Origin of the sequence: Limnospira sp., from assembly GCF_051859755.1 — a bacterium.
Lineage (GTDB): Bacteria > Cyanobacteriota > Cyanobacteriia > Cyanobacteriales > Microcoleaceae > Limnospira > Limnospira fusiformis.
Map to the genome: position 1 here is coordinate 1 of NZ_JBIMLI010000307.1, position 1807 is coordinate 1807.

Genomic DNA, 1807 nt, shown 5'->3' on the forward strand with positions numbered 1-1807 from the left:
ACACCCCCTACAGTTAGAAACCATAGGGGGCTATTAAGTTATTGGAGTAGCTGTTAGGCTGTTAGCTGTTAGGGCTTACGCCAACTTGGGGTTGCACCGATAAAACATAGCTATAGCAGCCTGTTGAATCTTCTCATTGGTAGTCTGGTCAGATTTTCCGATATAGATATGGTGGTTGATTTTACCGTCCCAACCTTTCAGATTCCAGTATGCAAAGCCATTGATTGACGTTTTTTTGCAAGCTGTAAACCTTTTGCCGTTTAACTCAACCGAAAATGACTTGTTTTTTCTCAGGTAGTTAAACCACTCGGGCGTATCTAGTTCTACACAAGTTCCACCGGGGCCCTGTAGAAAATTGCTGAAATTTCCAGTATGTAGGCTGATTACTGGCAATAACTTAGGCATTGAAGTCACCCCCCATAAAGATATCGCTACTGTAACCATTGCCACTAAAGTCGGGCATAAATGATGCTGGCTGAATAACTGTCTCTTGAGACGATACCCACTTTTCTTGTACCGCCATAAAATCAACAGCGGCGTTATGGGCGATTTCGGCTAATTTCACCCTGGTATCTTGGTTAGCGTAGGGGATATCTCGTGACATCATTTGGGCGTAAATATCACGTGCTAATTCCGCGATAACCATTAACCTTGCTTGTTCTTCGTTCATGGTTTTGTGTTTCCTTTTTTGACGAAATTATTTAACTTACTTGAGGATTTATGGCATGATTAAAACTCATTCTTATTGTCTTCTTCGTATTGCTTGATTTTCTCGTTCAACAATTGATTGATTGCTGTAATCAAGGAATTGTGCATAACCAGAAAAGTGCTTTCAAGCTCCAACAGACGACATTCATCAAATTGTGTAGGACAATCGGCAAGTTCTACAGCGTCCAATATAGAGACTAGCTTGCTGCTTAACCTATCACTATGATAGGTATTCGGGTTAAGTAGTTTACCCAAGTCAATTGTCATGGTTTTATCCTCTTAGTGTGTTGTTTGCCGTAGTTTACCGTCATCGCGGACGGGTATTTACTGGACTTTATCTATTAAGTGCTTTGTGTAATTCAGTTCCTTAATCAGCAATTGCTTTTTAAGTTCAGTAATGGTTAATTCTTTTTCGCAATCATCTAGTATTGACTTTAATGTTGCCAAACCATCTTCTTTGTTAATGTTGTAAACTCAACTGTCTACCATAGTCTTAAACTTCACAAACATCTGATGTTTGATATCTGCCATCATTGTGTTATTCTCCTAGGTCAATGAACTAATTGGAAGTCAAATGATTTGCTTCCACAGGTTTTTACCGTTAACATTAATCATGTTATAACCTCTGTTTTTCATTAAATTGGTTAATTCATTTACAGTAACCCGTGAATCTAAATAACCATCATTTTTGGCGGTTTCTATGGCTATCTTCAGAGTCTTAGGGTCAATGTCTGTAACTGGTTCGATTAATTCAGGAAAACCTGCTTTTGTTGCTTGCTTATTTTGCTTAGTTTTGCTCTCAAGACTTGGAGCGATAAAATGGTCTAAGAATTGTTCTGTTCCGCTAGATACTGCGAATATTTTGGTTTCTGCTAATTCCCAGTAACGGTTAAATGCTTTGATTGAATTATCTATTGATGTTTTGTATATCATTGAATGTGTAGCGATTACATCAATGGATAATCTGTAGTTAGCTATATCTTGTTTCCTTTTTTGTAGTCCTCTTTTGGTTTGAGCATAATTAGTGCAATTATTCATATCTCTCCAAAACATTTCTAAGCGAGATGATATCTTACCAAGATTTATATCCTCAATATCC

Annotated in this window: 3 protein-coding genes and 2 pseudogenes; all 5 read right to left on the reverse strand. The window is 37.7% G+C overall.

The features are described from left to right. Nucleotides 1-75: 75 nt before the first annotated feature. The gene (locus ACTIE0_RS24150) at nucleotides 76-405 is read right to left on the reverse strand and encodes a hypothetical protein (protein WP_006669951.1); all 330 of its coding nucleotides are present in this window, start codon (nucleotides 403-405) and stop codon (nucleotides 76-78) included. Next, nucleotides 398-670 carry a hypothetical protein gene (locus ACTIE0_RS24155; RefSeq protein WP_006622134.1) on the reverse strand — a complete coding sequence of 91 codons (273 nt, stop codon included), beginning with the start codon at nucleotides 668-670 and terminating at the stop codon, nucleotides 398-400. Before ACTIE0_RS24155 ends, ACTIE0_RS24150 begins: the two co-directional genes overlap by 8 nt. Before the next feature lie 59 nt (nucleotides 671-729). Further along, the gene (locus ACTIE0_RS24160; protein WP_006622133.1) at nucleotides 730-975 is read right to left on the reverse strand and encodes a hypothetical protein; all 246 of its coding nucleotides are present in this window, start codon (nucleotides 973-975) and stop codon (nucleotides 730-732) included. A gap of 57 nt (nucleotides 976-1032) precedes the next feature. Then, a pseudogene (locus ACTIE0_RS24165) lies at nucleotides 1033-1242 on the reverse strand (hypothetical protein). A gap of 36 nt (nucleotides 1243-1278) precedes the next feature. After that, nucleotides 1279-1807: pseudogene (locus tag ACTIE0_RS24170) on the reverse strand (hypothetical protein); the annotation flags it as partial.

Coding starts and splice junctions, on each gene's coding strand:
- ACTIE0_RS24155 (WP_006622134.1), bottom strand. CDS start 670: ATGAACGAAGAACAAGCAAGGTTAATGGTTATCGCGGAATTAGCACGT.
- ACTIE0_RS24150 (WP_006669951.1), bottom strand. CDS start 405: ATGCCTAAGTTATTGCCAGTAATCAGCCTACATACTGGAAATTTCAGC.
- ACTIE0_RS24160 (WP_006622133.1), bottom strand. CDS start 975: ATGACAATTGACTTGGGTAAACTACTTAACCCGAATACCTATCATAGT.